The following is a 26,540-nucleotide window of genomic DNA, read 5'->3' on the forward strand; positions in this document are numbered from 1 at the left end:
GTGGACAGCAGTAAATGACAGAGAAACAACATTTTACAACGACGTGATGAGAGGAAGTTTCAGTGGGCTTAAGTTTTGACAAGGCATTAGGTGTTCATCCACAGGCGGTACAGCTTCGACTTTCCCGAGCAGAGCTGTTATCGGCGAACTTAGCTAACGTCGACACCCCAAACTTTCAGGCTAAAGATATTGATTTTGCCGCTGAGATGCAACGTTCGAGTTTGAACTTTTCGACGAATAACTCGGCAGAACTGAAATATCGCGTGCCTTATCAGCCTGCTAGCGATGGCAACACGGTTGCTCTGGACGTTGAGCAGGCTGAGTTCTCGAAAAACGCGCTGGATTACCAAACCAGCTTAGCGTTTTTAAACATGAAGTTTGTGGGCCTTAAAAAGGCAATTGACGGTAAGTAATTGATTTAGGTAACAACGGACAATGGCATTTACGGATATTTATCGCGTTTCGGGTTCAGCAATGACGGCTCAAACCGTCCGCCTGAACACCATCGCCAGTAATCTGGCGAACGCGGAGTCGCCAGCGGACAACGAGGGTGCCGTGTACAAAGCTCGCCGCCCCGTGTTTGCCGCGGTGTATCAAAACAGCGAGCTGATGGACAACAAAGCCTTGGCTGGCGCTCGCGTACAAATCATGGACGTGGTTGAAACCGGCAGCGCAGTGCAGCGCTATGAGCCAAATCATCCTATGGCCAACGATCAGGGTTATGTCTTTTATCCCGACATTAACGTCGTGGAAGAGATGGCCGACATGATGTCGGCATCCCGTAGCTTCGAGACAAACGTCGAAGTTCTTAACAGTGTCAAAAGTATGCAGCAGAGCCTGCTGAGACTTGGAGAAGCCTAAGCATGAACGTAGATGACGCGCAGAGCTATGCGGATACATCTAGCTATAACAGCCGTGTAGCTAGCAATGACAACAGCGCCGCGAGCATGAACAACCTGTTTATGACGCTATTGGTTGCGCAGATCCAAAATCAGGATCCGCTGAACCCAACCGATGGCACCGAGTACGTTAGCCAGCTGGCGCAGCTGTCTCAGGTGCAGTCGATGGAATCCATGTCTGCGCTGATGCAAAACAATGCGGTGTTGATGGATAACCTGCAAACCCTGTCTACCGGCAACTTGGTAGGGCAGAAGGTGATGGTTCAGACCGACAAAATCGAAACTGACGGCAGTACGGTTATTGATGGCCGCCTGTCACTGGATCACGCCGCGGGTGTGGTTACGATGTATGTCAAAGACGAAGCCGGTACCGAGCACAAAATTGAGCTGGGCCAGCAGGAAGCCGGACAGATTGATTTCAAAATTGATCCGAAAGAGCTGGGCCTTGCCGAAGGCAAATACACGCTGAGCGTGGTGACGGATACCGGTGAAGAGTCGGTTCCGATTGAAGTGGGTGGCGTGGTTAACAACGTGCGTATTCCATTGGATGGCAGTGCCACCATGCTGAATATCGCTGGGCTGGGTGAGGTTCCTTATAACTACATCAGCCAGTTTGGGATGAATAGCCCATCCAATAACACCGACACTCGCAAAGCGTAATTTCGAAAACGGAATACTTTCGAACACTAACCCAATTTAGATCAGGAAAGATTTTATGAGCTTTAGTATCGCAACTTCAGGCTTGAACGCCATCACTCAGCAGCTTAGCGCTATCAGTAACAACATTGCTAACTCCGGCACTGTAGGCTTCAAGTCTGGTCGTGCGGAGTTCTCTGCGCTGTACGCACAGTCCCAGCCGCTGGGCGTGGGCGTGACGGGTATCACCCAAAGTATTACCCGTGGCGGTAACATCATGGCCTCTTCAAGCGCGCTGGATCTGGCGATTTCAGGTAACGGTTTCTTCGTGGTGCGCGATAGCGCAGGTACTGAAGCCTATACCCGTGCGGGCTATTTCGGCACCGACAGTAGCGGAAACTTAATCAATAACCTGGGTATGAATCTGCAAGGTTATCCGGTTGATGCCAACGGCGTATTGCAGGTGGGTAACGTGGGTAATCTGACCATCAGTAGCGGCGCGATCCCAGCGAAAGCCACCAAAGGGCTAGACTTCACCGCTAATCTGGATGCTAACGCCGAAGTGCCGAAAGTCACGCCGTTAGATCCGAAAAACAGCGATTCATACAACAATACCTATACCACGCAGGTTTATGACTCTTTGGGCCGTGAGCACACGTTGTCGCAGTATTTTGTTAAGAACGCAGATAACACCTGGACCAGCCATTACTACATGGACGGCGAGCCGGTTCCCGATGCGACTGATCCATCCAAAGGGGCTACCGAGACAATTTCATTCAACGCTCAGGGCGTGATGGAATTACCTAATGGCGTGGTCAATATTTCACTGGCAATCCCAGGCGCTCAACAGCTGGAGTTAGAGGTGAACTACGCCGGAACAACTCAGTTTGGTTCTGACTTCTCCGTGACCAAAAACAAAGGTGATGGCTACGCATCTGGCGAAAAAACCGGCCAGCAGATTGATGAAGAAGGCTTTGTTTATGCCACCTTCTCGAACGGCGAGCGCATGCTGCAAGGCCAGCTGATTCTGGCTAACTTTACCAATCCAAATGGCTTGTCTTCTCAGGACGGCACCACATGGTCGCAGACCTCTGCGTCAGGTACGCCGCTGAGCGGTGCACCGGGTTCAGGCCTGTTAGGTTCTATCAAGGCAGGTGCGCTGGAAGAGTCTAACGTTGACTTAACCGCTGAACTGGTAGGGTTGATGACCGCACAGCGTAACTATCAGGCTAACACCAAAGTCATCAGCACCAATGACAGCATGATGTCGGCTCTGTTCCAGGCGGTCTAATGGATCACTTAATTTATACCGCCGTTAGCGGCGCTAACCGCAGCCTGTCACAGCAGCAGATTCACTCCAATAATCTGGCGAACGTGAACACCAGCGGATTTCGTGGTGACTTAGAAAGCGCCTTATCGCAGCAGGTGATGGGGTCGGGCTACGACTCGCGCTATCTGGTGCAGGGACAAAACAGCGGCGTGGATATGACGCCGGGCGCGGTGAGAGATACCGGGCGCGAACTGGATATTGCCATCAAAGGCAATGGCCTGATTGCCGTGGGTAACGGCAACCGCGAGGTTTACACCCGTAACGGTCAGATGGACGTTAGCCCTGATGGTGATTTAACCATTAACGGTCGCCCCGTGATTGGTGAAACCGGACCGGTGGTATTGCCGCCGTTTTCCGATCTCTCCATCGGCGATGACGGCACCATCACGATTGTTCCGCAAGACGGTGACGTTAACGCGGCCATGGACGTCGATCGCATCAAACTGGTGGATATTCCCGCAGATCAGCTTTCAAAAGACGCTGACGGTTTATTGGTGAGCACCACGCGGAATAACCCACGCAGCGACGCCGTTGAGATCGCTGCCGGACATCTGGAAAGCAGCAATATTTCAGCGATTAGCGAAATGGTTTCCAGTATTGCTCTGAACCGCCAATTTGAAGCCCAAATCAAGATGATGAAAGCCGCAGAAGATTTGGCGACAGCCGGTAATCGACTGATCCGTGGCAGCTAAATTAAGGAATAAATCATGAATCCAGCTTTATGGATCAGCAAAACCGGTCTTGCAGCGCAAGACGCCAAAATGAGCGCTATCTCCAATAACTTGGCGAACGTGAATACCACCGGTTTTAAACGCGACCGCGTGATGTTTGACGATCTGTTCTACCAAACTCAGCGAGCTCCAGGCGCGCAGCTTGATCAGAACAACGTGGCTCCAACCGGTATTCAGTACGGTACCGGTGTGAAAATCGTGGGGACTCAAAAAGAGTTCTCCGTGGGCAGCATGCAGATCACCAAGCAGCAGATGGACGTGGCGATTACGGGCCAAGGCTTCTTCCAAGTAGAAACGCCAGACGGCGATATCGCTTACACGCGTGCGGGCAACCTACAGGTTAACGCCGACGGCGTGGTGACCAACGCCGCAGGTTTGCCGTTGGTGCCTGCCATTGAGCTTCCGGCTAACACCAAAGAGCTGTCGATTGCGAAAGATGGCACCGTGTCTGCAACCGTGGGCGGCGAAGCCGATCCGGTAGAGCTTGGGCAAATCACGCTGGTGAATTTTGTTAATCCGGCCGGATTAGAAGCGGTAGGCGGCAATCTTTATCGCGAAACGGCGGCCAGCGGCGAAGCCGTAGAAGGCGTACCGGGTGAAGATGCCCTTGGACAGTTGGAGCAGGGAACATTGGAAGGTTCAAACGTACAGGTTGTTGAAGAGATGGTCGACATGATCACTGTTCAGCGCGCCTACGAAATGAACGCGAAAATGGTTTCGGCTGCAGATGATATGTTGAAGTTTGTCACTCAGTCGCTGTAACGGCGGCTTGGTGAAAGAGTAAAGCGAAGAACGTTATGAAAAAGCAGATGTTGATGTGTGTCCTGTTGATGGCGCTAGCGGGCTGTGAAAGCCCTGCGCTGCTAGTACACAAGGATGATGCGGCCTATGCGCCGCCAGAGGAAATACTGCAGCAGCCGGTTGCAGTGCAGGGTGGCGGGCTATACAACGCCGGTTACAACTGGTCTCTGACCCAGGATCGTCGCGCATACCGCGTGGGCGATATTCTGACGGTACGACTTGATGAGTCTACGCAGTCTAGCAAACAGGCGCGCACCAACTTCGGCAAGAAGAATGATGCGTCTATCGCCGCACCGGAAGCCTTTGGCCACTCAGTGGATAAGCTGAGTGGCTCCATCGGTGCGGATCGCTCCTTTAACGGCAATGCCTCTTCCGCCCAGCAAAATATGCTGCGCGGTTCTATCACCGTGGCGGTACATAAAATCTTGGCTAACGGGGTTTTAGTAGTGCGCGGCGAGAAGTGGCTGACCCTTAATCAGGGCGATGAATATATGCGCGTCACCGGATTGGTTCGAACCGATGATATCGAGCGTGATAACACCATTTCGTCGCAGCGTATTGCGAACGCGCGTATCTCGTATGCAGGCCGTGGTGCGTTAAGTGACTCCAACTCAGCCGGTTGGCTGACGCGGATCTTTAACCATCCGCTGTTCCCTATTTAATTCAGGAGATGTTCAACATGTGCAGATTCCTTACGCTGGTTGTCGCCCTCCTGTGGAGTTCAATGTCACTGGCGCAGCCGTTAGGCTCGCTGGTGGATGTGCAAGGCGTTCGTGGTAACCAACTGATTGGTTACAGTTTGGTGGTGGGTTTAGACGGCACCGGTGACAAAAATCAGGTGAAGTTCACCAGCCAATCGGTCACCAATATGCTGCGTCAGTTTGGCGTCCAGCTACCGGCCAAGATTGACCCTAAAGTGAAAAACGTGGCGGCGGTGGCGATTAGCGCCACGCTGCCGCCGATGTACGCACGCGGGCAGTCTATCGATATCACCGTTTCCTCTATTGGTGACGCAAAAAGTTTGCGCGGTGGTACGTTGCTGCTGACTCAACTGCGCGGTGCCGATGGCGAAGTTTATGCATTGGCACAGGGCAACGTGGTGGTCGGCGGCTTTAAAGCCGAAGGCGATAGCGGTTCCAGCATCACCATGAATACGCCAACCGTTGGGCGCGTGCCGAACGGGGCGTCGATTGAACGCGAAATCCCTAGCGATTTTCAGGTCAGTAATTTGGTTACGCTGAATCTGAAACGCCCAAGCTTTAAAACGGCGAACAACGTTGCCGTAGCGCTGAATCAGGCCTTTGGTGCAAATACCGCCACGGCACAAAGCGCGACCAACGTTGTGGTGCGAGCGCCGCAGGACGCAGGGGCGCGCGTGGCCTTTATGTCGATGCTGGAAGACGTGCAGATTAACGCCGGTAAACAGCCGCCGCGCGTGGTGTTTAACGCTCGAACCGGCACGGTGGTGATTGGCGATGGCGTTGTGGTGCGTGCTGCCGCTGTTTCTCACGGTAATTTAACCGTCAGCATTCGCGAAAGCCGCAACGTAAGCCAGCCTAATGCCTTCAGCAACGGTGAAACGGTCACTACGCCACAAAGCGATATTGATGTGAGCCGAGGGCAAGGCCAGATGGTGACCGTTGCCGCAGGCACCAGCCTGCGTAGCATCGTGAATACCATCAACAGCTTAGGAGCCGCGCCGGATGACACCATGGCTATCTTGCAGGCATTACACGAAGCAGGCGCATTAGACGCTGAACTCGTGGTTATTTAAGGAAAAAAACCATGATTGATGCCATTAATCGCCAAAGCACCGTGCTGCCGGGAGATTTCACCGGCACGCTGAAAGCACAGAATTTAGATCAGGCTGCCGAGCAGTTTGAAGCGATGTTCCTGCGTTCGATGATGCAGCAGATGCGTAAAGCGGCGGATGATGATCCGTTCAACAGCAAGCAGCAGCGCATGATGCGTGATTTTTACGATGACAAACTGGCCTCGCAGCTGGCTTCACAGCGCAGCAGTGGAATTGCCACCATGCTGATTAACCAACTTGATCCTCAGGTTAAGGGAATGGAACGCGCACTTAAGATTGAGGGCGAAAATGTCGCTTCTGATTCTGTAGAAGCGCAAGAGCCCGTAGAGCTTGAAACGCCCGTTATCCCAGTACTTAGCCGCGGACAGGAATCATTATGAGTTTAATCAGTAACGCTTACAGCGGTCTTCAAGCCGCGAAGTTAGGTATGAATACCGTTGGCATGAACGTTCAGAATGCCTTAACGCCGGGCTATAGCCGTCAGGGTATTTTGCAAAGCGCCGTAGGGCCGATGGGCTCCGTGGGGCTGTCTGCGGGTAACGGTGTTCAGGTTGATAGTATTCGCCGTATTTCGGATCAGTATCTGACCAGTCAGGTCTGGGGCACCAACAGTAAAGCTAACTATTATGATTCTGGCCAGAAGTACATTGGTGCGCTGGAATCGGTGATTGGTACGGATACCACTAGTTTAGGCAACGGTATCGACAAGCTTTTTGCTTCGCTTAACGAGCTCACCACTCAGCCCGATTCTCCCGCGCTGCGCCAGCAATTGATCAACGAAGCGCAGTCGATGGCGACGCGTTTTAATAACATTAATAATTTTATTAATAGCCAGAAGACGTCAATCAATAGCCAGCGTAATGCCACGGTAGACAGTGTGAATACGCTGAGCTCGAATATCGCAGGCTATAACCAGAAAATCTCTGAGCTTGAAGCCACCGGCGGTAACACCAACGTGCTGCGCGACCAGCGTGATGAGCTGGTGAAACAGATGAGCACTCTGGTTGACGTAAAAGTCAGTGAAGACGCGAAAGGCAATTACACGGTCGCTTTGCCAAACGGTCAGCCGTTGGTTAACGGGCGGAGTGCTGGTCAGTTGGCCACCACCACCCAGCCGGATGGCAGCCAGTTACTGACGCTGAAATATGCCGGTTCTGAATACACGATTAATCCGGCAACCGGCGGCCAGCTGGGCGCGCTGAATGATTATGAGCAGGGTACGCTCAAAGAAATGCAGGAATCGGTTCAGGGCATGGCGGAATCTATTGCGACCATGTTTAACGATCAGCTCGGACAAGGTTTTGATCTTAACGGGCAGCCGGGTAAGCCGTTGTTTAATTTCGATTTGAGCAATCCAGCAGGCATGTTGACCATCACCGACATCAAACCCGATGAGCTGGCGCTCTCGAGCAAAAATGATGAAACGGGTAACGGCGATAACCTGAATTTACTGATCGAACTGAAAAACAAAAAAGTGAACATCGGCGGAATGGGCAATATGAGCATCAACGAAGGTGCCGCCGCGATTATTAGTTCTATCGGTATTGCCAGCCGTCAAAACCAGACCGAAGCCGAAGCAGCCATATCTGTCTATGTAGAAGCGCAGAATCAGCGTGACAACCTCAGCGCGGTCGATCAGGACGAAGAAGCGATTAATCTTCAGGTTTACATGAACGCCTACCAGTCAAACATGAAAGTGATTGCGGCGGGTAACCAGATCTTCTCCGATTTACTGAATCTGCTCTGATAATAATAAGGAATTAATATGCGAGTCAGCGGCCTCTACAACGCCAATATGATGACCTATCAGATGGGTAAGAACGGCACCCAGATGAATAAACTGATGCAGCAGATGTCGACATTGCAGCGCGTCAATGTTCCTTCTGACGATCCCATCGCCAGTTCGCGCATGGTGCAGCTTAACCGCGAGCAGTCAGCGATCACCCAGTATCAGAGCAATATTTCGCGTTTGTCCGGCAATCTAGCTATGCAGGAATCGCACGTGACGGCGCTGAGTAATCAGCTGATCTCGCTGCACGACAAACTGTTGGCGGCGTCTAACGACACGCATAGCAGCGAAGATATGTCCGGTTTTGGCAAAGAGATCGGCTCTATGCTCGACTCTCTGGTGGCAACGCTGAACTCGAAAAACGAAGACGGCCGCTATCTATTTTCTGGCACCAAAACCGATCAGAAACCGGTCGTGTGGAACGAAACCACCCAGAGCTACGAATACCACGGTAACGACGGCACGCGTGAAACCGCGGTGGCTAACGGCGTGAGCATCACCGAAAACACAAATCTGAGTAGCGCTTTTTCCAGCAGTGGCAACGATCTGGACTTGTTGAATCAGCTGAAATCGATCAGCGAGAAAATGCAGGACCCCAATATTCCGACCGCTGACTATGCAGGTGAGCTCAATGCGCTGATGGGCGCCGTGAAAGGGTCTTCAGACGATGTGGCCGCTATCTTTACCGATCTCGGTGGTCGTCAAAATCGTTTAACGATGCTAGACGATGCGCATACGGACGTGAAAACGGCCAATGATATGGTCGCTAAAGATTTGTCTGGTTTAGATATGGCCACGGCGTCGGTCAATTTTCAGCTGTATTACAACTCAATGCAGGTTTCGAATAAAACCTACAGCATGATTAGTCAGCTCTCACTTTTTAGCATGATGTAATTGATATGCAAGTTGGTCTTAGCACTTCCTCGTTACAAACCTCCACCACTTCTCCGCTAACGCGGGGAGGTGTTGATGCCCCACAGTCGGTGCGCAATCGTGGGATTACGGATACCACGTCAGCCTCACCGGCCAGCTTCCCTGAATCACCGCTGATTTCAGCGCGCCCGCTGCGCTATAACGTTCAGCTCAACCAGCAATTAACGGCGGTTCAGCAGGCAGACAGTTTTCTATCGCAAACGGAAAGCCAGCTTTTGCAGCTACGCCATTCGGCGACACACAGCCAAACACGGCCTGATACCATTCGTCAGCAGGCTAAAGGGCTGCAAAGTTTGTTGGATAACCGCGCTCAGCTTTCGGGTAACACGGTCGATCGCCATTTCAACGTGAAGCTGGAAGGCAAAACGCAGGTGAATTTTGCGCTGCCAAACGGTGAAAAACTGTTGCAGGGTGGAGATGCAGAGACGCTCGTTTTCTCTCTGGGTGGCAACAAACGAGAAATGGCCGCGGTGTCACTCTCGCAAAATGGTTCTGAGCGTCAGGCGGTAATGCGTTTGAATCAAGGGCTGGGGCGTTTTGGCGTCAATGCCCGCCAAGACAGCACTGGTGATGTAACCTTTAGCGTTGATGAATCGCGTTGGGAACGAGTGAGTACTCATTTAAGCGTGCGTGGTGAGGGAAAGCGTTTTAACTCAACGTTTTCATCGCTCACTCCGCAGGCTGAGCCCGCCATTGGCGACGTGCTGAAGCAAATTGCAGCGCAGCCAGAGCGTTTGCGCGAGCGGGGCACGGAAGTATTAACCGCGCTGGAGCAAATCACCCATCAGCGTGGAAAATTACGCTTCCAACAAGAGCGAGTGCGTACACGCATTGAAGGAATGGCTACGCCATATGAGCCACAACAGGCGCTGGCGGTGTCTCAGGCATTAGGTGAACATCTGCAAAACAGCAGTAGCCAGTTTTCCAGCCTAAATCAGGCATTGAGTGCACAGGCCAATGTGCGCTTGGGCACCGTGAAGAATTTGTTGGGGTAATGACCCCGATGACCCCACCCTAACCCTTCCCTTAGCAGGGGAGGGAACCGTTCGGTGATGTTGGATTGATCTTCGCTCGGCTCCTCCCCTTGGCAGGGGAAGGAACTGTTCAGCGATGTTGGGTTGATCCTCGATCGGCTCCTCCCCCTGAGAAGGGGGAGGTTGGGAGGGGGTTTTAGCCCTAGCATTTTCTTGGCTGGGATGAGGTTATGAACTAATGCCCCAAAGGATATAAAAATATCATCCCGGTTTGCCCAATCACCAGCGGCTGACTGTCTAGCTTCAGCGGGATCATCCACACTTCATTATTCTGCAAGAAATCAATCAGCCCATCGATCATCAGGCGTCGCTGAGGCTTACTGTAATAAATCTGCGAATAGAGATAGTACACCTTGCCGAGTTCACGGTGAGTTTCAGTAAATTTCCCTTTCACCACAAAGCGCGTGTCGTTTGGGTTAGTGATGGTGTTAAGAATGGTGCCGTTCACTGAGGTTAAATGAGAGTCATAGAGCTCTTTTTGCTGAGACATCAGATCATAAAACCCCATTTGCACCGTGCCCTGCCGTGGTTTAAGGCTTGGTGTCGCGACCGATAATGCGGTGTAGCCTAGTATTCCGATTAACAAAATAAGCAGGCTGAGCATCCATATCAGCTTATTGGCTCTGACAGGCTGGGATTTCATTTATTTTTCTCACAGTTTCACGAAAAATCAGGTTGTTAAGCTGACGTGTATCGGTTCGCCAATGGTAGATCGTCATCGCGAGCTGCTGGTTGGCGCAGGTGGTTTCCACTGAAAACGTGTAGTTCAGCACCTGATCAGAAACCTTGTAGTAAACATCCATGTAGGTGTTTTTGGTCTTCAAGCGCTGATTGAGTTGGTAGAACGTGCCTTTTAGCTTGGTATAAAGTGAATCTTTGGATGTCGATGTGTCGCCGTCTTGCACGATCTGATACAAGCGAATGTTGCTGTAGACGTTGTTTTCCTGCTGAGTGGCAGCGAGTGTTTTGTTATTGAGTGATAGGTACTTATAGCCTATCGCGCCGCTGACCAGCACGGCGACCAGCATGAGAACCGCATACGCTAACCATGAACGCTTTTTGGCTGGCCGAAACTCGTTTGGTTGGGCCGCTTCCTGATAATACCCAGATTCAGGATTGATACTCGCAGAAGAAGGTTCCACGCTGATGGCACCCGATGGAGACTCTTCTTCATTGTAGATATTTGAATCCGTAGAAATACCTTCATGAGATATTTCAGCAATATTCTCATTCTCATTTAATGATTCTGTTTCAATGCAACGGCAATAGGACGATTCTAGCAAATAACCTTTTTTAGGTATGGTTTTGATTATTTTTTGCTGTTTCCCATCATCTTCTAGAGCAACACGCAAAGCATGAATAGCGTTAGGAAGACTATTATTCCCTATGACGCGTCGTTCCCACACCATATTGGTGAGCTCTTCGCGTGAGAGGATTTCTCCCGCGTGTTGAGTCAGGATGTCTAATAGCTTTAATTGGTATTCACCTAGTCTTTTTCTTTCTCCGGTATTTAAATGCAATATTGAACCGGAAGAAATTTCCAGGAGCCAATCATTAACAGAACAGTAGCGTTTATTCATTTAATTACAGAGGTATTAACCATTAATGTGTAAAATAATTGTATTTTAGAGAGATCAAATGAACTTCTCTTAACGCAAATTGGGTTAAAAAGTCCGTTTATAATTCGTCAATGAATTGCCGCTCGCTGCGGTGAAGGACTGAAGAACGTCGTGTTCTTATGCCCGAAAGCGTTCCAAATAGCATCTCTTTGAGGGAAGTTATCTGGTCAATATCGATCTCATTTAGGAAGATTCTCTTCCGAGAACACTGTTTTACGCGAACAAATACCAACACGCAAGGGCTGTTGCTCTATTTCTACGCTGGAGTTATGACCAAATATGTCTATAGGTAAATACATAGTACCTTTGGGATACCTTTGTATTTAGTTTGTGAACTGCGTGATCTTTTTGTATACGTCAGACGTGATTAATTGTGGGTTAATTTAACTAATAAAGTAAAGCCGATGCATTATAAATAAAGTGAAAATAATGTGAAAATAATAAGAATTTTCTCTTAAGATTTTTCTGATTTGTGTCGCTATGAATTATATTTTAATTCATTAATTCCATTTTTTCAATGTGGGTATATAGAGAGTGGTATTCATATAATGGTCATGTTTATTTATTCTTGATAGCGATTAGGTTGAGGTGAACTGATTAGTGCGTCTTTTAAAATAAGCTTCTCTATATAAGAAAGAAGTTTCTAGCTAATTACTGAACTAAAGATTTTTTATTTTCTATTTAACTCTAACCTCCAACGTGTCGTTCTCTCTTAGTACAAGAATTGCGGAATCTAAATAGGTGGATTCCCTGAAGGAGACGACACAATGGCTTTATCTATCTTTACCAATGCCTCTTCCATGGCTTCTACGAACGCGCTGAACAAATCTAACAGCCTGCTGTCCACGTCGATGGAACGTCTGGGTACCGGCAAGCGTATCAACTCTGCGGCAGATGACGCTGCGGGTTTACAGATCGCTTCTCGTCTGCAAGGTCAGACTAACGGTATGACCGTTGCAAAACGCAACATCGCCGATGCTACCTCTATGCTGCAGACCGCTGAAGGCGCATTCGACGAAGTGAGCAACATCATGTACCGCATGAAAGACCTGGCAACTCAGGCAGCGAACGACACTAACTCAACTGAAGACCGTGCATCCCTGCAGTCTGAGTTCGATCAGCTGAACTCTGAGCTAGGCAACATCATGGATAACACCAGCTTCGGTGGCACCAAACTGCTGAGCGGTGGTACTGGTTTAGCTAGCGCAAGCGGCCTGAACTTCCAGATCGGTTCTAGCAATGCAGAAACGCTGAACGTGAACGTTTCAAGTGACATCTCTGGTTTAACTTCGACGCTGACCGGTGCTAGCGGCCTGACCAGCCTGAAGCTGGACTCTGCGGCGACTGCTTCTGGCGCAATTGCAAGTCTGGAAGGTGCACTGAAAGAAGTTGGTTCCCTGCGTTCATCTCTGGGTGCGAACATCAACCGTTTGGGTCACACCTCTGCGAACCTGGCAAACATGCAGGACAACACCGAGTTGGCGCTGGGCAACATCCGTGATGCGGACTTCGCTTCAGAGGCGTCAACGATGACGCGTCAGCAGATGTTGGCTCAGACCAGCATGTCAATGCTGAAGCAGTCAAACAGCATGTCAGGCATGGTAATGTCTCTGCTGGGCTAATATCCCGCATGACTCTCGTGAAAACACCGCCCTCGGGCGGTGTTTTTGTTTGTATTAGATGATCATTATTAGCCAATGAAAATTTTGTTTAATTTTTTTAGCTTTCGATTTAATTAGCAGAGTCAGTGTGTCGTTTTCTATAAGTACGAGAGATGCGGAATCTAAATAGGTGGATTCCCTGAAGGAGACGACACAATGGCTTTATCTATCTTTACCAATGCCTCTTCCATGGCTTCTACGAACGCGCTGAACAAATCTAATAGCCTGCTGTCCACGTCGATGGAACGTCTGGGTACCGGCAAGCGTATCAACTCTGCGGCAGATGACGCAGCAGGCATGCAGATCGCTTCCCGCCTGCAGGGCCAAACGAACGGCATGACCGTCGCAAAACGTAACATCGCCGATGCCACCTCTATGCTGCAAACTGCGGAAGGCGCATTCGACGAAGTGAGCAACATCATGTACCGCATGAAAGACTTGGCAACTCAGGCTGCGAACGACACTAACTCAACCGAAGACCGTGCATCCCTGCAGTCTGAATTCGATCAGCTGAACTCTGAGCTGGGCAACATCATGAGCAACACCAGCTACGGCGGTACTAAACTGCTGAGCGGTACTACAGGTTTGGCAAACACAAGCGGCCTGAACTTCCAGATCGGTTCTAGCAATGCAGAAACGCTGAACGTGAACGTTTCCACCCAACTGTCTGGTTTGTCTGTCGCAATCGGTAGTAACGCAAGTGGTTCACAAAGTGGTTTAGGTGCATTGAAGCTGGATTCCGCAACCAGCGCATCAGGCGCGATTGCAAACTTGGAAAAAACACTGAAAGACGTTGGTTCCCTGCGTTCATCTCTGGGTGCGAACATCAACCGTCTGGGCCACACCTCTGCAAACTTGGCAAACATGCAAGACAACACCGAGCTGGCGCTGGGCAACATCCGCGATGCGGACTTCGCTTCAGAAGCATCAACCATGACGCGTCAGCAGATGTTGGCACAAACCAGCATGTCTATGTTGAAGCAGTCTAACAGCATGTCAGGCATGGTGATGTCTCTGCTGGGCTAATCAGCAATGACACCATAATGCAAAAAACACCGCTCTTGGGCGGTGTTTTTATTTCTGCCGGAATACTTCCTATTTCCGTCAATATCAGGAAAAACACCTTCCGGTAGTCTCCCATCTCATTGATTTAATTTAACTAAAAAGTTGGCACGTACTTTGCTTTATCTATAGGGAATTTATCGGTAACCCTGTAGGTAACCATTTCTACTCGCCAGCGCGTCCGGAGGATCAGCATGTCAGATTTTACAAGTATTGACCCACAGACCATGGCAACGCAGTTGGCTAGCTACGATGTTATGGCATTGCAGGCAGCACTGAAGAAACAGCAAACGTCGTTAACCGGTCAGCAAGATGCGTTAAAAGCACTGAAAACTGCCATGACGGATTTCCGTACCGCATTAACGGCGCTGAATAAAACCAACAGCGGTTTGCTAACCAATAAAGTCACTACCAGCGTCGACAATATTGCCAATGTCACCGCCAACTCCAACGCCACAAAAGGCACATATAACCTTTATGTAGAGCAGCTTGCGGGTTCGCATCAGGTGGCGTTCGACGAGATGACCGACGATGCAGTCAAAGGCGCGACGGGTACCTTTACGCTTGAGGTCAATGGCAAGTCTATTGATATCGAGATGGATGGTCTGGAAACCATGTCAGACCTGGCTCGCGCGATCAATAAAACCAACGATGGCTCAGAGAACAGCCCGGCGATTACTGCATCGCTGATCCGTACCGACGGTGAAGTTAAGTTAATGCTTAGCAGTGACAAAACCGGTGCGGAAAATGAGATCAAGTTAAGCGGAAATATTCCCGCAGAGATGGATACGGGTAAGACCACGACGATCTCTGAAGCGCAAGACGCCATCGTCCATTTAGGTGGCAAAGGTAGCGGCTTAAGAATTACCAACAGCACCAATAAGTTAGATGGTGTTATTGAAGGTGTGACCGTTGAGCTGAATCAGGCACAAAAAGATGGTGATGCGCCACTGCGTATCAACGTGAACACCGACACCAGTGAAACTGAAACGCAGGTGAAAGCATTTATTGATGCCTATAACACGATGCGTGATTCGCTCGGCAAATTAACCGCCAGCGGCAGCGGTGGAACCGATCGCGGCGCGTTTGCCGGTGATGCGGGAATTGCGTCGTTAGAACGTGAGCTGAACAACATGATCCGTACCAATGTCGATGGTTTGGACATGACGAAATTCGGTATCACCGCCGATAAAGACGGCAAGTTAGAACTCGATAGCGAAAAGCTCGAGAAAATGCTGACAGACAACCCAACACAGCTTACCGCGTTGTTCAACGGCAATGACGGCCTTATCAAGAAGATGGATAAGTCGCTGGATAAGTATCTGAACAGCACCAACGGCGTGATCAAAGGCCGTCAAGAATCACTGGATCGTCAGGAAACTCAGCTGACCGACCGCAGTGACAAAATTAGCACCCGTTATGAGAACTCTTATAACCGTTATCTGAAGCAGTTCACCCAGCTGCAGCAGGTGATGTCTCAGATGAATAATACGATGAGTATGTTTGGCTTAGTCTAAGGAAACGCAGGTTTTATGTACGGAACTCAACAGGAAGGATACGGCCTCTATCAGGATTCAGATCTGGCGATTCAGGCCGCCGCCGCGACCCCTCATCAGCTGGTTCTTATGCTGTTTAGCGGTCTCATGGATGAACTGGTTCGCGCCAAGAGCCACATTGCCGCCAAGCGCTATGAACGTAAAGTTCAGAGCATTAATAAGTGCATCGATATTCTCAATGCGCTGACGAGTGCGCTGGATTACGAAAAGGGCGGCGATTTGGCCTTGAGCTTGGCAAACCTGTATGACTACTGCGTTTACCGTCTTTATGACGCCAGCCATAAGCTGTCGGTTGAATACATTGATGAAGTGGAAGCCATCCTCAACAACCTGCGTGAAGGTTGGGAAGAGATGGGTAAGCAGAATGGATGATATTCAGCTGATTCAGTTCCTTGCCAACGCGTTGAAGAGTGCTACTCAGCAGCGTGATTGGGTACAGGTGCGGAACGTTGATAAGCAGATCGCTTCGTTATTGAGTTCACTCAGCGGGCAGCCGTTGAGTGAGCAAAAGCGACAGGCCTTGATGATGTTGAAAGATACCCATCATCGCGTGAATGAGATCTGCCGCCAGCAAAGCGCAGAGCTTGAGCACAAGATGGCTCTGCACCGTAATAATCGCGAAGGGGCGATGGCTTACGCCATTTTTAGCGGCGATGAGGACAGCGAATAATGAGCATGATGGATCTGGTTTCTAGCTCAATGCCTTCCGCTTCGGGCACGTCTTCTAGCGTGTCTATCGGCGATTCGACGGGCGTCGCGTCGGCGATCGGCGGAGTGCTAAATAGTGGCGCATTGCCTGAAAACACCGCGCAGTTTAGTCATGAGCTGCTCACTATGGTGGGCTCTTTGCTCGCTCAGCCTGGCGTTGCTGGTTTACGTCCCGCAGTGGGAGGCACAAGTGCCGATACCGCGCTGCCTTCTGGCGATAGCGATGCGAATGTTGACGATCTGACGAGTTTGCCGCAGGAAGATCAACAGCAGATGTTAAATCTGCTGTTGAACACCTATCAGCCACCTGTTCAGCAGGCGGCAGTACCGCAGGGTGAACAACACGCGTCTGCTGAATTGCTAATGCTAAGTCGGCAGACGGCGGCCCAGCCGGTGACGGCAGGCGCTTCTCAGCCAGTGAATGCGTCAGTGCTGAACGCGGCGTTAAACGCCACGCCGTCTGACATTGCCATCTCATCGGCGATGACCAAGACCCACGAAGCGTTTAGTCCTGCGATGCAGCAGCATTCCGCTGTACCCAGCGATCTCCTGAATGCGTCGTTAGCAACGTCTGCGCCTTCAAGCGTAGGTAATAACGTGGCTTCGACGATGCAGAATTTTAATGCGACTACGGCGCCGCTCAAGCTGGAATCCAGCGAAGAGCGTTGGCCGCAGCAGTTGCAAAATTCTCTCGGTGAGCGCTTACAGGTTCAGGTTAAAAATCAGGTCCAGCACGCCACGATCCGACTCGATCCACCGGATATGGGCAAGATCGATATCTCAATTCAATTTGAGTCTGGACGTTTGCAGGTGCATATCAATGCGAGCCAGGGCGAGGTTTATCGCGCTCTGCAACAGGTCAGTAATGAACTGCGCCAAAGCCTGACCGAACAGAACTTTGTACAGGTCAACGTTCAGGTTTCTTCGCAAAACTCACAGCAACAATCAGGGCATGGGCATCAAGGCGAAGCTCAGCAGCCTTTCATTCTCTCGGGCACACCGCTGGACAGTGAAACCACTGAGCCATCGAAGAAAACCCGCGAGGATGAATCTGTCCTCATGACAATTTGAACTACTGAATAAGACATATATGACCGTAAAAACATTTTCATTAGGTTTGGTAATTGCATTAGTCGCCGCTGTGCTGGCGGCGGTTTTGGCCGTAATGGGGAATCACATTCTGGCTCAGCCAGAAAACGGTGTGGGTGACAAAATTTCTAAGATGTTCTCGGCTGATGGCGAGGCCACCGTAGAGTTTGTCGAAATCAAGAACGTTGTGATCACCTTGAAAAGTGATAACAAAAAAGAACGCTATCTGCTTTTGGAGCTGGCGCTCGCCACGTCTGACGGTAAAGAAACTGCGCGTACAGAGGCGATGGTTCCTGCGATCCGCGGGGCGACCGTTAGCCTGTTATCCGATATGGAATATTCACATATTCGCGGCATGAACGTGGTTGAGCTGCGTGAACAGCTGATGGCGGCGTATGTGAAGAAGTTTAAAGCACTGAATACGGGCGTGCCGTTTCACGATGTCATCATTAGCAAGATGGTCTTTCAATAGAAAGCGATAGAAGCACGAGCAATGGAAATAATGGATTTTATGACCAATGAAGCGCTGACTCCGGCGCAAGAAACGCAGTATCTCACTGCGTATCTGCCGTTGGTAAAACGTGTGGTAAGGCAGCTGTCTTACCAAACAAGCAGCGTTCTCGACCGCGAGGACATGGAACAGATCGCCCTAATGGGGTTGCTCTCGTCCTTGCGTCGTTACGGACATCCCGATGAGCAGTTCGGTGCTTATGCTATTCACCGAATTCGCGGCGCCGTGTTAGACGAACTGCGCCAGCTAGACTGGCGCCCGCGCCGCTTACGACAGAAGACCCACAAACTTAATGACGCCATCCGCGAGCTGGCGCGAGAGCTAGGCAAAGAACCTAGCTATGAAGAAATTGCAGGGCGACTGGAGATCTCGCCGCAGGAGTATCAGGAATATCTGTTGCTCGACTGCGCTAAGTCGCTGGAAAGCCTTGATGATTTACTCTCTAACGACGGTGTGGGCTCTGCGCTTAATAGCCGTCCGTTGGAGGACGAGATGATGGTCAGCAATGCTTTGCGTGTTGCTTTGGCCAGCCTCGATAAACGCGAGCAGCTGATCTTGAGCCTCTATTATCAGCATGAAATGAGTCTGAAAGAGATAGCATTGGTGCTGGATCTTACCGAAGCCAGAGTCTGTCAGCTCAATAAGAAAATTACAGAAAAAATTAAAAGCTTTTTCTAGAAGTGGAACCACTATGCAGAAATTATTAGGTCTGATTATTATTTTCGTCTGTGTACTCGGCGGCTTCATTATGTCGGGTGGACGTTTGGCTTCTTTTTGGCAACCCGGCGAAATCGTTATTATTCTTGGCGCAGGTTTAGGGGCTATGGTTTTGGCCAACCCAAAACATGTGCTGGTTGAAATGTGGCATCAGTTCCGTGGTGCACTGCGCAAAAACGAATACACCGACGAATATCAGCGCCAGCTGCTGATGTTGTTATATGAGCTGTTAGAACTGGTTCAGGACGGCGGTTTGAAAGTTCTGGATGAGCACATTGAAGTACCGGAAAGCAGTTCACTGTTCCAGAAATACCCGCTGATCTTGCTGGATAAAGATCTGGTGACCTTTATCTCGGATAACTTCCGTTTGATGGCGATGGGTAAAATCAACGAACACGAACTGGAAGGTATTCTTGAGCAAGAACTGGGTGCGATGGAAGAAGAGCTTCTGTTGCCTTCACGTTCTTTGCAGCGTACCGCAGAAGCGATGCCAGGCTTTGGTATTTGTGCCGCGGTTCTTGGGATCATCATCACCATGGAATCTATCGATGGTTCGATTGCGGTCATCGGTATCAAAGTTGCGGCTGCGCTGATTGGTACGTTCTTGGGCGTATTTATCTGTTACTGCCTGATGGATCCGGTGGCTAACGCCATGGAACAGCGTGCCAAAACGCAGATGGCGGTGCTGGAATGCGTGCGTACCGTGCTGGTTAACCATGTTGCGGGCAAACCAACCCTGCTGGCCGTGGATGCGGGCCGTAAGATGTTGCCAATGGATTCCAAACCGACCTTCGCTACGCTGGACTCTTGGGTGAACCAGATGGTGGGGGGTAACTGATGCGCTCCCCAAAAGGTAAAGGTCACACCACGATAATCAAACGCTCCTCGCGTAAATCGCACGATGCGATTCACGGTGGGGCGTGGAAGGTCGCCTTTGCTGACTTTACGCTCGCAATGATGGCGCTGTTTATGGTGCTGTGGATTATGGGCTCGGTGACTGAAGAAGAGCGTAAAGAAATTGTCTCTACCCTCAACAGCGAATCCATCTTTGATGGCATGTCGATAAATCCCATCACGCAAAAGAACTCTGGTGGGGGAAGTAACCCTATTCTGGAAGGTAAGCGTAGCGGCGACGAAAATACCGAAGGCAGCGGCTCTGGTTCAGATAACGGTGGCATCAAGAGCGAACAACCAAAGCAATCTGTGGCTGACATCGTCAATAAAACGGAATCGCTAGAAGAGGTTAACAAACGCTCTCAGCAAGAAATGGAAGAGCTGGCGCGCATCATCTTGCAGGTCACATCGGCGTATAACGCACAGACCAATATGAAGATGGAAATTGTGCCGCAGGGACTGCGTATTTTGGTGCAAGATGACCAAAAGCGTGAAATGTTCCAGCGCAGTAGCGCCATTTTGACGCCGTTCTTTAATCGCCTGCTACGCGATTTAGCGCCGGTATTTAATAAGCTGGACAATAAAATCATCATTACCGGGCATACCGATTCGTCACGCTACCGCGATCAGGATTTGTACAACAACTGGAACCTGTCGGGCGATCGTGCAATGGCGGCACGCAAGGCGTTGGCTCGTGGCGGTTTGGAGATGGATAAAGTATTGCAGGTGAATGCTATGGCCGACCAAATGCTGCTGGATAACGATCAGCCACTGAGTGCAACCAACCGCCGTATCGAGATTATGGTGCTAACACGCACGGCATCGGATTCTCTGTATCAGTTCTTTGGTAATCACGGCGATAAAGTTGTGAAACCAATTGCGGATAAGATCAGTAAGCGGTAGCTCGTTACCGACCCCCCCCCTAACCCTCCCCTTAGCAGGGGAGGGAATCGTTCAGTGATGTTTGTAAGATCCTCGATCTGCTCCTCTCCCTGTGAAGGGGGAGGCTGGGAGGGGGAATACCAGACATGAATTTATTTCACCTCCCCCTGAACATTCATCATGCGAGAAATTCATTTAACTGTTGACTCAGTGACCAACTTACGGCAATTTCATGTTTAGACGTCTAAACGTATAGACGCTTAATGAAAACGATAATAAAAAGTGTGGCTACGCACGAACAGGTTAATAAGAGGAAGACAGGGTATGAGTTTCTTTCACGCAAATCAGCGCGAGGCGTTGAACCAAAGTCTGGCAGAACTGCACGGACAAATTAATGTGTCATTTGAGTTCTTCCCGCCACGCACTAGCGAAATGGAAGATACTCTATGGCAGTCCATCGACCGCTTGAGCAGCTTGAAGCCGAAATTTGTTTCTGTGACCTACGGTGCTAATTCTGGTGAGCGTGATCGTACCCACAGCATTATCAAAGGCATTAAAGACCGCACTGGTTTAGAAGCTGCGCCGCATTTGACCTGCGTTGATGCCACTCGTGATGAATTGCGCACCATCGCACAGGATTACTGGAATAACGGCATCCGCCATATCGTGGCTCTGCGCGGCGATTTGCCAGCGGGCGGCGGCAAACCCGATATGTATGCCTGTGATCTCGTCTCATTATTGAAAGAGGTCGGTGATTTTGATATTTCCGTTGCCGCCTACCCTGAGGTTCATCCTGAAGCCAAAAGCCCACAGGCCGATCTTATTAATTTAAAACGTAAAATTGATGCCGGTGCCAATCGCGCTATCACTCAGTTTTTCTTCGACGTTGAAAGCTATCTGCGTTTTCGCGATCGCTGCGTTGCGACGGGTATCGACGTGGAAATTGTGCCGGGTATTTTGCCTGTCTCAAACTTTAAGCAGCTTCAGCGCTTTGCGACCATGACCAATGTGCGCGTGCCACACTGGATGACCAGCATGTTTGAAGGGCTGGATGACGATGCTGAAACGCGCAAAATGGTGGGCGCGAATATCGCGATGGACATGGTGAAAATCCTCAGCCGTGAAGGCGTGAAAGACTTCCATTTCTACACGCTAAACCGTGCAGAAATGAGCTATGCCATCTGCCATACGCTCGGCGTGCGCCCTGAGGTTCATTCACCGATTATTGCGTAACTTGCCAAGACCCCCTCCCAACCTCCCCCTTGGCAGGGAGGAAGAGTCGATCGAGATTCTTACCACCTACGCCGAACGGTTCCCTCCCCTGCGAAGGGGAGGGTTAGGGTCAGTCTCTTAGCCGAAAAAAAACCACGCATTTCAGCGTGGTTTTTATTTTGCAGAACCGCAAACATTAATATTCCCAAGTATCTGGGTCGATACCCATCTCTCTCATCAATATTTTTGCCGCTTCTGGAATTTCATCACTACGCTCTTTACGCAGATCTGCATCGTTAGGCAGCGGTTGGCCAGTAAACGCATGCAGAAACGCTTCACACAGCAACTCACTGTTGGTTGCGTGACGTAGGTTGTTGACCTGACGGCGCGTGCGCTCGTCGGTTAAGATTTTCAGCACTTTCAGCGGAATAGATACAGTGATCTTTTTCACCTGCTCGCTTTTTTTGCCGTGCTCAGCATAAGGGCTGATGTATTCGCCATTCCATTCAGCAGCCATGGGGGGATACCTTAATTAGACTTAGTTATTTTGAGAAACGGCTAATTATGTCCGATCCTCACGATTTATGCTCACGAAGTGTCTGATTTATCGGTTTATGCCACCGTTTTGTGACTTCAGTACACCTCAAACTGACATAATTTTAGCGGTTATTTCCTCAAGGCTCAATCTATACGCAAAGAAGTTTAGATGTCTAGAAGTATTGACGTCCATATCCGAAGCGATTAATCTTTATTCCACTTCCACCAAACACATCATCCAGCGCGGAGAGAACAACGTGACATATAAGCAGGCAACACTTGCAGTGCGCAGTGGTTTAAATGATGACGAGCAGTATGGTTGCGTCGTTCCGCCCATCCATCTTTCCAGCACTTATAACTTCACCGACTTCAATGAACCGCGCGCGCATGACTATTCTCGCCGAGGTAATCCTACGCGTGATGTGGTGCAGCGGGCGTTGGCTGAGTTAGAAGGCGGCGCTGGTGCGGTGATGACCAGCACGGGGATGTCGGCAATTCATCTGGTGTGTACGGTTTTCCTCAAACCGGGCGATCTGCTGGTGGCGCCGCACGACTGCTACGGCGGCAGCTATCGTCTGTTCGATAGTTTGGCGAAGCGCGGGGCATATAACGTGCTGTTTGTCGATCAGGGCGATGCGCAGGCTCTCGCGGCCGCGTTGGAACAAAAACCTAAGCTGGTGCTGATTGAAACCCCAAGTAATCCGTTGCTGCGCGTGGTGGATATTGCCGCTATTTGTACAGCAGCTAAGGCCGTGGGCGCGCTAACGGTGGTTGATAACACCTTCTTGAGTCCGGCGCTGCAACAGCCATTAAAATTAGGCGCGGATTTGGTTCTGCATTCCTGTACTAAATACTTAAATGGCCATTCCGACGTGGTTGCGGGAACCGTTATCGCCAAAGATCCTGAGCACGTTACCGAGTTAGCGTGGTGGGCGAATAATATTGGCGTGACCGGCAGCGCTTTCGACAGCTATCTCCTGCTGCGCGGCCTAAGAACGCTAAGCCCGCGTATTCAGCTACAACAGCAAAACGCGCTGAAAATTGTAGAGTTCCTCAAACATCAACCGCTGGTGAAAAAGCTTTATCATCCTTCGTTGCCAGAAAACCAAGGGCATGAAATTGCCTGTCGCCAGCAGTCAGGCTTTGGCGCGATGCTGAGCTTTGAACTGGATGGCGATGAAGCCTTGCTGCGACGATTCCTAAAATCGCTGCAACTGTTTACACTGGCAGAATCTTTAGGCGGCGTGGAGAGTCTCATTTCTCACGCAGGCACGATGACTCACGCGGGTATGGCTCCAGAGGCGCGCAAGGCCGCAGGTATTTCAGAAAGCCTGCTGCGTATTTCTGTAGGTATCGAAGATGGTGACGATTTAATTTCCGATCTGGAGCAGGCGTTCCAGAAAGCTAACAGCCAACGCTAATGTGCTGTTTCTCAAGCGATAACGCTGCATATTAGGCTGGTTTTAAGAGGTAAAGAATGAGCGCACAACCGGTAGCGGGGCAGGCGGTAGGACGCCAGCTGCATAAGTTTGGCGGCAGTAGTTTAGCCGATGTGAAATGTTATCTGCGCGTCGCAGGGATTATGGCTGAGTACAGCGCCCCTGGCGATATGATGGTTGTTTCCGCAGCAGGTAGCACCACCAACCAGCTGATTAGCTGGTTGAGGCTAAGCCAGACTGACCGGATCTCTGCGCATCAGGTTCAGCAGGCGTTACGTCGCTATCAGAGCGAACTCATCACGGGTCTGTTGCCCGCTGAACTTGCCGAACCTTTGGTTGCGCTCTTTACTCAGGACTTGGAGCGCTTAGCCGCTTTGCTCGACGAGCCGATGTGCGATGCGACCTATGCGGAAGTGGTGGGCCACGGTGAGATTTGGTCTGCACGCTTGATGTCGGCGCTGCTCAACGTGAAAGGTATGGAGTCAGAATGGCTGGATGCGCGTAGTTTCCTGCGTGCCGAACGTTCTGCTCAGCCACAGGTTGATGAAGGCCGATCTTATCCTCTATTACAGCAACTTCTGGCGCAGCACCCTAACAAACGCCTCGTCGCCACGGGCTTTATCTGCCGTAACGATGCGGGTGAAACCGTGCTGTTAGGACGTAATGGTTCTGACTATTCCGCTACTCAGATTGGCTCATTAGCGGGCGTTTCTCGCGTGACGATTTGGAGCGACGTGGCCGGTGTGTACAGCGCTGACCCACGTAAGGTTAAAGATGCTTGCCTGTTGCCGTTGCTGCGTTTAGATGAAGCCAGCGAACTGGCACGCTTAGCCGCTCCGGTTTTACATGCGCGCACGTTGCAGCCGGTTTCCGCTAGCGATATTGATTTACAGCTACGCTGTAGCTATCAGCCAGAGCAGGGCTCAACGCGTATTGAACGTGTTTTGGCTTCAGGCACCGGTGCGAAAATTGTCACCAGCCACGATGAAGTTTGCCTGATTGAGCTTAACGTTCCGCAAAGTCATGATTTTGAACATGTGCGTCAGGAAATTGACCGCGTGCTCAAGCGCTCTCAGCTGCGTCCATTAGCGACCGGCGTGCATCGTGACCGCCATATGATCCAGCTGTGCTATACCGCTGAAGTGGTGGAAAGCGCGATGAAGCTGTTGGAAGAGTCTGGCGTTCCGGGTTTGCTACAGCTGCGCGAAGGATTGGCGCTGGTGGCATTAGTCGGTGCAGGCGTATGCAAGAATCCACTGCACAGCCACCGTTTCTATCAGCAGTTAAAAGATCAGCCAATTGAGTTCTTCTGCCAGTCAGAAGACAGCATCAGCTTGGTGGCAGTATTGCGCCGTGGCCCAACTGAAGCTCTGATTCAAGGTTTGCACACCACGCTGTTCCGTGCGGAAAAACGCGTTGGACTGGTATTGATGGGCAAGGGCAACATCGGTTCGCGCTGGTTAGAACTGTTTGCGCGTGAGCAGGAAAACATTTCTGCCCGCAGCGGCTTTGAATTTGTACTGGCTGGCGTGGTGGATAGCAGCCGCAGCTTGTTGAATTATGAAGGTTTAGACGCGAGCCGCGCATTAGCATTCTTTGATGATGAAGCGCAGGAAATGGATGAAGAAAGCCTGTTCCTGTGGATGCGCGCCCATCCTTATGACGATTTAGTGGTGCTGGATGTCACGGCGAGCGAGTCGTTAGCGCAGCAGTATCGTGATTTTGCCAGCTATGGTTTCCACGTTATTAGTGCGAACAAATTGGCCGGTGCATCGTGCAGCGATGATTATCGCCAAATCCGTGATGCCTTTGAGAAAACCGGCCGTCACTGGCTGTATAACGCCACCGTGGGTGCTGGTTTGCCGGTGAACTATACGGTTCGCGATCTGCGTGACAGCGGCGATTCTATCTTGTCGATCAGCGGGATTTTCTCCGGTACGTTATCTTGGCTATTCCTGCAATTTGACGGAACGGTTCCGTTTACCGAATTGGTCGATCAAGCGTGGCAGCAAGGACTGACTGAGCCCGATCCGCGCGTTGATCTCTCTGGTCAAGACGTGATGCGTAAGCTGGTGATCTTGGCGCGTGAGGCTGGTTATGACATTGAACCGAATCAGGTGCGTGTGGAATCGCTGGTGCCGGCGGGCTGCGAAGGGGGATCTATCGATCACTTCTTCGAAAACGGTGAAGACCTGAACGAACAAATGATCCAGCGTTTAGAAGCTGCCAATGAAATGGGTCTGGTGCTGCGCTATGTCGCTCGATTTGACGCCAACGGTAAAGCGCGGGTTGGCGTGGAAGCCGTCCGTCCAGAACATCCACTGGCGGCGCTGTTGCCATGTGACAACGTGTTTGCCATTGAAAGCCGCTGGTATCGTGATAATCCGCTCGTTATCCGTGGCCCGGGCGCAGGACGAGATGTGACGGCGGGGGCTATTCAGTCGGATTTGAATCGGTTGGCGGCGCTGTTGTGAGTTGGGGGACGCCAACGGCTTTTTTCTCTATGGTAGAGCTGTGAAGGGTTTTGTGCGGCTAATATAATCGCGGATGTTTAAAGATTTTAGAATTTGTGAATATTACGTACGCCTAAAAGACCTAGTTTCACATTGAGACTGTGCAGGCGTCCGTGTCGGAGGGCTCAATCGCCGCCCTCCGACGCCTCGGCTTGGCACCGTTCCTCAGCCTGC

27 protein-coding genes and 1 pseudogene are annotated in these 26,540 nt (G+C 50.7%); 25 read left to right on the plus strand and 3 right to left on the minus strand.

What is annotated here, in order from left to right:
* Nucleotides 1–62 precede the first annotated feature (62 nt).
* The 12 genes and pseudogenes from DSM2777_RS03830 (at nt 63) to DSM2777_RS03885 (ending at nt 9,927) form a co-directional block, all read left to right on the plus strand.
* Nucleotides 63–413, plus strand: coding sequence for a flagellar basal body protein (locus DSM2777_RS03830; RefSeq protein WP_025799662.1), 351 nt, complete (start codon nt 63–65; stop codon nt 411–413).
* Between the two features lie 22 nt (nt 414–435).
* Complete coding sequence (flgC, locus tag DSM2777_RS03835; RefSeq protein WP_046458875.1) at nt 436–861, plus strand: flagellar basal body rod protein FlgC; 426 nt, start codon at nt 436–438, stop codon at nt 859–861.
* 2 nt (nt 862–863) lie between these two features.
* On the plus strand, nt 864–1,559 hold the full coding sequence (gene flgD / locus DSM2777_RS03840) for a flagellar hook assembly protein FlgD (RefSeq protein ID WP_061553221.1): 696 nt from the start codon (nt 864–866) through the stop codon (nt 1,557–1,559).
* A gap of 55 nt (nt 1,560–1,614) precedes the next feature.
* Nucleotides 1,615–2,826: a flagellar hook protein FlgE gene (flgE, locus tag DSM2777_RS03845; protein ID WP_061553222.1), complete on the plus strand. Its 1,212-nt coding sequence runs from the start codon at nt 1,615–1,617 to the stop codon at nt 2,824–2,826.
* Nucleotides 2,826–3,557, plus strand: a complete 732-nt coding sequence (gene flgF / locus DSM2777_RS03850) for a flagellar basal-body rod protein FlgF (RefSeq protein ID WP_046458878.1) — start codon at nt 2,826–2,828, stop codon at nt 3,555–3,557. Before flgE ends, flgF begins: the two co-directional genes overlap by 1 nt.
* A 15-nt stretch (nt 3,558–3,572) precedes the next feature.
* On the plus strand, nt 3,573–4,358 hold the full coding sequence (gene flgG / locus DSM2777_RS03855) for a flagellar basal-body rod protein FlgG (RefSeq protein ID WP_043489825.1): 786 nt from the start codon (nt 3,573–3,575) through the stop codon (nt 4,356–4,358).
* 35 nt (nt 4,359–4,393) lie between these two features.
* On the plus strand, nt 4,394–5,059 hold the full coding sequence (gene flgH, locus DSM2777_RS03860; RefSeq protein WP_043489823.1) for a flagellar basal body L-ring protein FlgH: 666 nt from the start codon (nt 4,394–4,396) through the stop codon (nt 5,057–5,059).
* A 17-nt stretch (nt 5,060–5,076) separates the two neighbouring features.
* Nucleotides 5,077–6,171 carry a flagellar basal body P-ring protein FlgI gene (locus tag DSM2777_RS03865; protein ID WP_046458879.1) on the plus strand — a complete coding sequence of 365 codons (1,095 nt, stop codon included), beginning with the start codon at nt 5,077–5,079 and terminating at the stop codon, nt 6,169–6,171.
* 11 nt (nt 6,172–6,182) lie between these two features.
* Nucleotides 6,183–6,449 (plus strand): annotated as a pseudogene (locus tag DSM2777_RS03870) (rod-binding protein); the annotation flags it as partial.
* Between the two features lie 137 nt (nt 6,450–6,586).
* Entirely contained in the window at nt 6,587–7,957 is a 1,371-nt protein-coding gene (gene flgK, locus DSM2777_RS03875; RefSeq protein WP_046458881.1) for a flagellar hook-associated protein FlgK, read from the plus strand.
* Nucleotides 7,958–7,975: 18 nt separating this feature from the next.
* Nucleotides 7,976–8,893, plus strand: coding sequence for a flagellar hook-associated protein FlgL (flgL, locus tag DSM2777_RS03880; protein WP_071889862.1), 918 nt, complete (start codon nt 7,976–7,978; stop codon nt 8,891–8,893).
* A 5-nt stretch (nt 8,894–8,898) separates the two neighbouring features.
* A complete protein-coding gene (locus DSM2777_RS03885; protein ID WP_052958404.1) occupies nt 8,899–9,927 on the plus strand; it encodes a hypothetical protein in 1,029 nt (342 codons plus the stop codon).
* Nucleotides 9,928–10,141: 214 nt separating this feature from the next.
* Here the strand turns inward: DSM2777_RS03885 and DSM2777_RS03890 are convergent, their stop codons facing one another.
* The gene (locus DSM2777_RS03890; protein WP_061553224.1) at nt 10,142–10,609 is read right to left on the minus strand and encodes a hypothetical protein; all 468 of its coding nucleotides are present in this window, start codon (nt 10,607–10,609) and stop codon (nt 10,142–10,144) included.
* Nucleotides 10,581–11,546 (minus strand): winged helix-turn-helix domain-containing protein, encoded by a 966-nt coding sequence (locus DSM2777_RS03895; protein ID WP_061553225.1) that lies wholly within the window; start codon nt 11,544–11,546, stop codon nt 10,581–10,583. The genes DSM2777_RS03890 and DSM2777_RS03895 overlap by 29 nt, the downstream gene beginning before the upstream one ends.
* An 806-nt stretch (nt 11,547–12,352) precedes the next feature.
* Here DSM2777_RS03895 and DSM2777_RS03900 point away from each other — a divergent pair.
* The 11 genes from DSM2777_RS03900 to metF all read left to right on the plus strand — a co-directional run bounded on the left by DSM2777_RS03900 (nt 12,353) and on the right by metF (nt 21,898).
* Nucleotides 12,353–13,207 (plus strand): flagellin N-terminal helical domain-containing protein, encoded by an 855-nt coding sequence (locus DSM2777_RS03900; protein ID WP_061553226.1) that lies wholly within the window; start codon nt 12,353–12,355, stop codon nt 13,205–13,207.
* A gap of 195 nt (nt 13,208–13,402) precedes the next feature.
* Nucleotides 13,403–14,272, plus strand: coding sequence for a flagellin N-terminal helical domain-containing protein (locus DSM2777_RS03905; RefSeq protein WP_061553227.1), 870 nt, complete (start codon nt 13,403–13,405; stop codon nt 14,270–14,272).
* Between the two features lie 230 nt (nt 14,273–14,502).
* Nucleotides 14,503–15,825 (plus strand): flagellar filament capping protein FliD, encoded by a 1,323-nt coding sequence (gene fliD, locus DSM2777_RS03910; RefSeq protein WP_061553228.1) that lies wholly within the window; start codon nt 14,503–14,505, stop codon nt 15,823–15,825.
* Between the two features lie 15 nt (nt 15,826–15,840).
* The gene (gene fliS, locus DSM2777_RS03915; RefSeq protein ID WP_046459839.1) at nt 15,841–16,236 is read left to right on the plus strand and encodes a flagellar export chaperone FliS; all 396 of its coding nucleotides are present in this window, start codon (nt 15,841–15,843) and stop codon (nt 16,234–16,236) included.
* A complete protein-coding gene (locus DSM2777_RS03920) occupies nt 16,229–16,534 on the plus strand; it encodes a hypothetical protein (protein ID WP_061553229.1) in 306 nt (101 codons plus the stop codon). The genes fliS and DSM2777_RS03920 overlap by 8 nt, the downstream gene beginning before the upstream one ends.
* Nucleotides 16,534–17,643 carry a flagellar hook-length control protein FliK gene (locus DSM2777_RS24390; protein ID WP_162270907.1) on the plus strand — a complete coding sequence of 370 codons (1,110 nt, stop codon included), beginning with the start codon at nt 16,534–16,536 and terminating at the stop codon, nt 17,641–17,643. Before DSM2777_RS03920 ends, DSM2777_RS24390 begins: the two co-directional genes overlap by 1 nt.
* Before the next feature lie 19 nt (nt 17,644–17,662).
* A complete protein-coding gene (locus DSM2777_RS03930; RefSeq protein WP_046459841.1) occupies nt 17,663–18,133 on the plus strand; it encodes a flagellar basal body-associated FliL family protein in 471 nt (156 codons plus the stop codon).
* 30 nt (nt 18,134–18,163) lie between these two features.
* The gene (locus DSM2777_RS03935) at nt 18,164–18,850 is read left to right on the plus strand and encodes a FliA/WhiG family RNA polymerase sigma factor (RefSeq protein ID WP_046459842.1); all 687 of its coding nucleotides are present in this window, start codon (nt 18,164–18,166) and stop codon (nt 18,848–18,850) included.
* A gap of 13 nt (nt 18,851–18,863) precedes the next feature.
* Nucleotides 18,864–19,727 (plus strand): flagellar motor stator protein MotA, encoded by an 864-nt coding sequence (motA, locus tag DSM2777_RS03940; RefSeq protein WP_046459843.1) that lies wholly within the window; start codon nt 18,864–18,866, stop codon nt 19,725–19,727.
* Nucleotides 19,727–20,686, plus strand: a complete 960-nt coding sequence (gene lafU / locus DSM2777_RS03945; RefSeq protein WP_046459844.1) for a putative lateral flagellar export/assembly protein LafU — start codon at nt 19,727–19,729, stop codon at nt 20,684–20,686. Before motA ends, lafU begins: the two co-directional genes overlap by 1 nt.
* Nucleotides 20,687–20,989: 303 nt before the next feature.
* Nucleotides 20,990–21,898: a methylenetetrahydrofolate reductase gene (metF, locus tag DSM2777_RS03950; protein ID WP_025799618.1), complete on the plus strand. Its 909-nt coding sequence runs from the start codon at nt 20,990–20,992 to the stop codon at nt 21,896–21,898.
* Between the two features lie 175 nt (nt 21,899–22,073).
* On the opposite strand, the gene metJ is transcribed toward metF, so the two are convergent.
* Nucleotides 22,074–22,394 carry a met regulon transcriptional regulator MetJ gene (metJ, locus tag DSM2777_RS03955; RefSeq protein WP_025799616.1) on the minus strand — a complete coding sequence of 107 codons (321 nt, stop codon included), beginning with the start codon at nt 22,392–22,394 and terminating at the stop codon, nt 22,074–22,076.
* Nucleotides 22,395–22,671: 277 nt separating this feature from the next.
* Here metJ and metB point away from each other — a divergent pair, with 277 nt between their 5' ends.
* Nucleotides 22,672–23,835, plus strand: coding sequence for a cystathionine gamma-synthase (gene metB / locus DSM2777_RS03960; protein WP_040044400.1), 1,164 nt, complete (start codon nt 22,672–22,674; stop codon nt 23,833–23,835).
* A gap of 56 nt (nt 23,836–23,891) precedes the next feature.
* Nucleotides 23,892–26,327: a bifunctional aspartate kinase/homoserine dehydrogenase II gene (locus DSM2777_RS03965; RefSeq protein ID WP_040044401.1), complete on the plus strand. Its 2,436-nt coding sequence runs from the start codon at nt 23,892–23,894 to the stop codon at nt 26,325–26,327.
* Nucleotides 26,328–26,540: the final 213 nt, after the last annotated feature.

This window comes from Obesumbacterium proteus, from assembly GCF_001586165.1.
Taxonomy (GTDB): Bacteria; Pseudomonadota; Gammaproteobacteria; order Enterobacterales; family Enterobacteriaceae; genus Hafnia; species Hafnia protea.